Consider the following 4,346-nt stretch of genomic DNA (forward strand, 5'->3'; position numbering starts at 1 on the left):
AGGCTCATCGCTCCACCTCCCGCAGCAGGTTGGCCAGCAGCAGCATTCCGGCGTTGCCGGCGCTGAGGCTGATCGCTCCCACCAGGCCGAGCATCCAGTCGCCCCGCAACACCGCCACCACCATCGTGATCAGCGCCACCTTGGAGGCGATGCTGCCGAAGGCGGCCATGCGGTCCCACACGCTGCAGGGCCGGCACACCACGGCAATCGGGATCAACAGGGCCAGCACCATGCCCCAAAGCAGCAGGGTCATGGCTGCACCTCCTCGGGCTGCCCCCGGCGCGGCCGCAGCTGATGAATCGTGTAATGCGGGCCGGTTGGGCCGTTGCTGAGGCCGAGCACGATCGTGAAGGGAGTGAGTGTGATGGCCAGAACCTCCAGGAAAACCAGCAGGCGATGGCGGGGATCACCGGCGGGTCGCTCGATCCAGCTCTCCTCCTCCTGATCGCCGGAGCTGATCAGCGCGAGAGCTTCGCCGTAGGCCAGAGGCACGGCGATCAGGCTGCGACCTAAGGCTCGCAACGTGGGTGCCAGCGGTTGTCTGGGGCCACGGGCGTGGGGGAGCAGCAGGGAAAGGCCAATGCCGATGGTCAGGTTCACTGCGCTGAGATCAGCGGTGAGCAACATCCACAGCAGAAGCCGAAACAGGCAACTCAGCAGGAACACCATCAGCCCAGCTCCGCAGCGATCGATAGGAGCAGGCCGGCGCCCACCAAACCCAGCCCCCCCACGAGATCCGGCAGGCGATCCAAGGAAGGCAGGCCGTGGCTGACCTGCTGCCGGCGCCGCTCCAGCAGCTGATCGAGGAAGAGCCCCAACCCCAGCAGCACCAGGCTCACCAGCCAGCCACGCTGCACCTCGGCGAGCAGCAGAACACCACCCCCCACCAGGGGAAGCATCAGCAACCAGGCGCCCCAGGGAAGAGCGCCGCTGGCCTCCTGGGGATCGGATGCGGCGGCCAGGGGGGCGCTGCAGAGCCGGCAGTACACCGCCACGCTGCCCACCGACAACACCACCAGCGCCGTGGTGATCACCGGTGGCACCGCACTCTCCAGTTGCTTCTTGGCGGCGTAACCCAGCAGTGGTGCCAGGCCTGCGATCGAACAGGAGCCAACCAGCAGCGTGAGCAGCAGTGGAGCCCGCAGGGGCTGTTGCCGCCAGGTTTGCAGGGAGCGGCTCGGCCACTGGCGCGCGGTGAGAAACAAGCCGCTCTTGGCCAAGCCGTGGGAGAAGGCCATCAAGCCACCGGCTGCTGGTGCCAGCAACACCAGCCCCATCTGAGCAAGGGTGCTCCAGGCCAACAGGCGCTTGGCATCGGTGACAGCGAGGGCATAGATCAGGCCGAGCACGGCGCTGGCCAGGGCGATCGGCAGCAGCAGCTCGCCGATTGCGGTGTTGAGTTGCTCCAGCCTCAGCAGCGGCAGAGCGCCGCCGCCCACCACCACACCCGAGAGCAGGGCCGACACCTCAGCCGGTGCTTCGGCATGGGTGCGAGGCAGCCATAGGCCATTGAGAAAAACACCGGCTTTGGTGAGCAAGCCCACCAGCACCAGCACCAGCGGTGCGCCTGGCGGCAGCTGGGCCAGGGCCGTAAACGCAAAACTGCCTGCTTGGGCGTAGGCGAGCCCGGCGCCGATCAGATAGATCGCCATGGTGGTGTTGCCGATCAGCAGGTAGCGCAGCGCAATCCACAGGGCATTGGCGCTGTTGCCCTTGAGGATCAGCAGAAAGGCGGTGATGCCAACCACCTCCAGCGCCACATAGAGGCTGATCAGATCGGTGGTGAGAAAGCTGGTGTTCAACGACCCCAGCAGCACCAGCAGCAGCATCCAGCCCGTTCGATCCCAGCCCTGCCGCCGCGCTTCGATCCACACCGCCAGGCACACCAGGCCATTCAGCAGCACAAACCATCCGGCCAGAGGCTCGAGGCTCAGCGGCACTCCGAATTCACCCAGCAGTTGCAGGGGGCGGGTGGTGCCTGTGATGAGCGCCTCAGCGCCCACCCAGGCGGTGGCCCCGCAGCAGCCCACCACCAGGGCATGACTCAGCGATGGCAACAGCACCGCCAAAAAGGCGGCGAGATACGGAACCAGCAGCCAGGCGATCAGCAGGCTGTCCGGGCTCATCCAGCTCGGTGTCATGGCTGATCGGTGGCTTCAAAGCTGGCAGCGTTGAGGCTGGGATCGATCCTTGCCATCTGGGTGATCACCACCAGCAGCAGGGCCTGGATCGAGAGCCCGATCACGATCGCGGTGAGGATCACCGCCTGGGGAATCGGATCGGCATAGTCGCCGGCGAGGAGCTCACCGGAGCGGGGCAGGATCGGGCTGCGCAGGCCTGAACGGGCTGCCAGCAGCACAAACAAAGCCACCACAGCGCTGCCCATCACATCCATGGACAGCACTTTGAGAAAGAGGTTGCGGCGCAGCAGCAACCCTGCAAAGCCGGCTAACACCGCCAGCAGGATTAGCAGCTCCAGCAGTCGGATCGGTGCCATGCAGGCGGAGCGGTGGCGGGAACTTAGGCGCCACAACCCCCAGCCTGGGTGAATCAGGCCCAAGCTCACGCCACCGTTTGGTCATTCGCGATGACCCTGCTGTTGTTTGTAGGCCTGAGCTGGTTGGCGCTACGCACGGTGATGGTGCTGGCTCAGGTGAATCGCCACACCCCGGAAGCGCAACTGGGCCGTGAGTTCCAGTCCGAGCTCCATCAACGCGGATTGCTCGACACGCCACCCAGAACCCCCTGAAGCATCCCTATAACCAGCTGCCCGTTTCAGGCCGTTCATGCTTCCCCCTTTGGCGCTGATCGCTGAGATCAGCCCCCATCAGCTGGAAGTGGCGGAAACCCTCCTACAGGTGGGTCGCTTCCTGGTGATCTTTATCGCCGCCCGTGCCATCGCTGAGGTGATGGTTCGGCTTCAGCTACCCACGATCCTGGGTGAGCTTGTGGCTGGTGTGTTGATCGGCGTGTCCGGTCTGCATCTGATCGTTCCGCCGGATACCCAGGCCCAGATCAGCAACGCGCTGCTCTCGCTGTTGGGCTCCCTGGCTGAGATCCGCCCCGACGAGGTTGCCGAGATCTACAACGAAACCTTCCCGAGCCTGCAATCGGTTTCTCAGATCGGCCTGTTTGCCCTGCTGTTTCTCACAGGGCTGGAGAGCGAACTGGATGAATTGGTGGCCGTTGGCGTTCAGGCCACCACGGTGGCGGTGGCTGGTGTGGTGCTGCCCTTTGCCTTGGGCACCGCGGGCCTGTATTTCCTCTTTCATGTGCCATTGATTCCGGCTGTGTTTGCCGGTGCGGCGATGACAGCCACCTCCATTGGCATCACGGCCAGCGTGTTCGGGGAGCTCAAGTGGCTCAAGCGCAAGGAGGGCCAGATCGTGATCGGCGCTGCCGTGCTCGACGACATCCTCGGCATCGTGATCCTGGCTGTGGTGGTGGCGATCGTGGGTGGCGGCAGCTTCAGCATCGGCCCGGTGATCAAGCTCGGCTTGGCGGCCGTGGCGTTTGTGGCGGTGGCTCTGGTGCTGAGCCGGAAGGCGGCACCCGCGTTCGATTGGGTGGTGGATCAGCTGAAGGCACCTGGTGATGTGGCCGTGGCCAGCTTTGTGGTGCTCACGCTTTGCTGTTTTGCCGCCCAGGCCATTGGTCTGGAAGCAGCGCTTGGCGCCTTCGCGGCCGGTTTGATCCTCAGCGCTTCGAAGCACACCCACGACATCGACGCAGCCGTGAAACCGCTGGTGGCCTTGTTCGCCACCGTGTTCTTCGTGTTGATCGGTACGGGGATGGATCTTTCGGTGCTCAATCCCTTCGATCCCGCTAACCGCGAAGGCCTGATCGTGGCAGCGTTCCTGTTGGCCGTGGCGATGGCCGGCAAGGTGGCTGCGGGTTGGTGTTATCTCAGCTCAGATCCCACCAATCGTCTGGTGGTGGGTTTGGGGATGATGCCCCGTGGTGAGGTGGGTCTGATCTTCCTAGGCCTTGGCAGCCAGGCCGGCATCCTCACCCCAGCGCTGGAAGCTGCCATCTTATTGATGGTGATCGGCACCACCTTCCTGGCACCGATCTTGCTACGGGTGGTGATTCCTCCAACACCGTCTGTGGTGGAAGCTGAGGCCGTTTAGGTTTCAGTTCAGCGAATTGATCGGTGCTTTGAAACCTCCCCTGATCCAGGGGAGGTTTTTTTATGGCCAACGAATGACTCAAGCGCTCGGGGAGGCCTCAGGGTTGTGTCGGCGCGCCATCAGTACGAGCCAGTAGGCGGCAGCAATCCCGAGAACGATCACGCCAAACCCGGCCATGAGTGCCGGTTTGTTTTCGGTGCCGGGTGGAAGCACAAT

At 64.0% G+C, this 4,346-nt stretch carries 6 protein-coding genes; 2 read left to right on the forward strand and 4 right to left on the reverse strand.

Annotation, left to right across the window (positions count from 1 at the left end):
* Nucleotides 1-4: 4 nt before the first annotated feature.
* Genes ACIQ2E_RS12845 through ACIQ2E_RS12860 form a run of 4 tightly spaced genes read right to left on the reverse strand, consistent with a single transcriptional unit; the run spans nt 5 to nt 2,497 of the window.
* A complete protein-coding gene (locus ACIQ2E_RS12845; protein ID WP_217795239.1) occupies nt 5-253 on the reverse strand; it encodes a hypothetical protein in 249 nt (82 codons plus the stop codon).
* Nucleotides 250-669, reverse strand: a complete 420-nt coding sequence (locus tag ACIQ2E_RS12850) for a sodium:proton antiporter (RefSeq protein ID WP_398331214.1) — start codon at nt 667-669, stop codon at nt 250-252. Before ACIQ2E_RS12850 ends, ACIQ2E_RS12845 begins: the two co-directional genes overlap by 4 nt.
* On the reverse strand, nt 669-2,126 hold the full coding sequence (locus ACIQ2E_RS12855; RefSeq protein ID WP_398331217.1) for a proton-conducting transporter membrane subunit: 1,458 nt from the start codon (nt 2,124-2,126) through the stop codon (nt 669-671). The genes ACIQ2E_RS12850 and ACIQ2E_RS12855 overlap by 1 nt, the downstream gene beginning before the upstream one ends.
* Nucleotides 2,127-2,137: 11 nt before the next feature.
* Nucleotides 2,138-2,497 carry a cation:proton antiporter subunit C gene (locus tag ACIQ2E_RS12860; RefSeq protein ID WP_398331220.1) on the reverse strand — a complete coding sequence of 120 codons (360 nt, stop codon included), beginning with the start codon at nt 2,495-2,497 and terminating at the stop codon, nt 2,138-2,140.
* Between the two features lie 90 nt (nt 2,498-2,587).
* On the opposite strand from ACIQ2E_RS12860, the gene ACIQ2E_RS12865 reads away from it, so the two are divergent.
* On the forward strand, nt 2,588-2,749 hold the full coding sequence (locus ACIQ2E_RS12865) for a hypothetical protein (protein WP_398331223.1): 162 nt from the start codon (nt 2,588-2,590) through the stop codon (nt 2,747-2,749).
* Between the two features lie 37 nt (nt 2,750-2,786).
* Nucleotides 2,787-4,130, forward strand: a complete 1,344-nt coding sequence (locus ACIQ2E_RS12870; protein WP_398331226.1) for a cation:proton antiporter — start codon at nt 2,787-2,789, stop codon at nt 4,128-4,130.
* The last annotated feature ends 216 nt before the right edge of the window (nt 4,131-4,346 follow it).

Source organism: Vulcanococcus sp. (assembly GCF_044369115.1).
In the GTDB taxonomy this organism is placed as follows: domain Bacteria; phylum Cyanobacteriota; class Cyanobacteriia; order PCC-6307; family Cyanobiaceae; genus Vulcanococcus.

Excerpts from the sequence above, each read along its gene's own strand:
- ACIQ2E_RS12870 (WP_398331226.1), top strand. The coding sequence starts at position 2,787 with ATGCTTCCCCCTTTGGCGCTGATCGCTGAGATCAGCCCCCATCAGCTG.
- ACIQ2E_RS12855 (WP_398331217.1), bottom strand. The coding sequence starts at position 2,126 with ATGAGCCCGGACAGCCTGCTGATCGCCTGGCTGCTGGTTCCGTATCTC.
- ACIQ2E_RS12845 (WP_217795239.1), bottom strand. The coding sequence starts at position 253 with ATGACCCTGCTGCTTTGGGGCATGGTGCTGGCCCTGTTGATCCCGATT.
- ACIQ2E_RS12865 (WP_398331223.1), top strand. The coding sequence starts at position 2,588 with ATGACCCTGCTGTTGTTTGTAGGCCTGAGCTGGTTGGCGCTACGCACG.
- ACIQ2E_RS12850 (WP_398331214.1), bottom strand. The coding sequence starts at position 669 with ATGGTGTTCCTGCTGAGTTGCCTGTTTCGGCTTCTGCTGTGGATGTTG.
- ACIQ2E_RS12860 (WP_398331220.1), bottom strand. The coding sequence starts at position 2,497 with ATGGCACCGATCCGACTGCTGGAGCTGCTAATCCTGCTGGCGGTGTTA.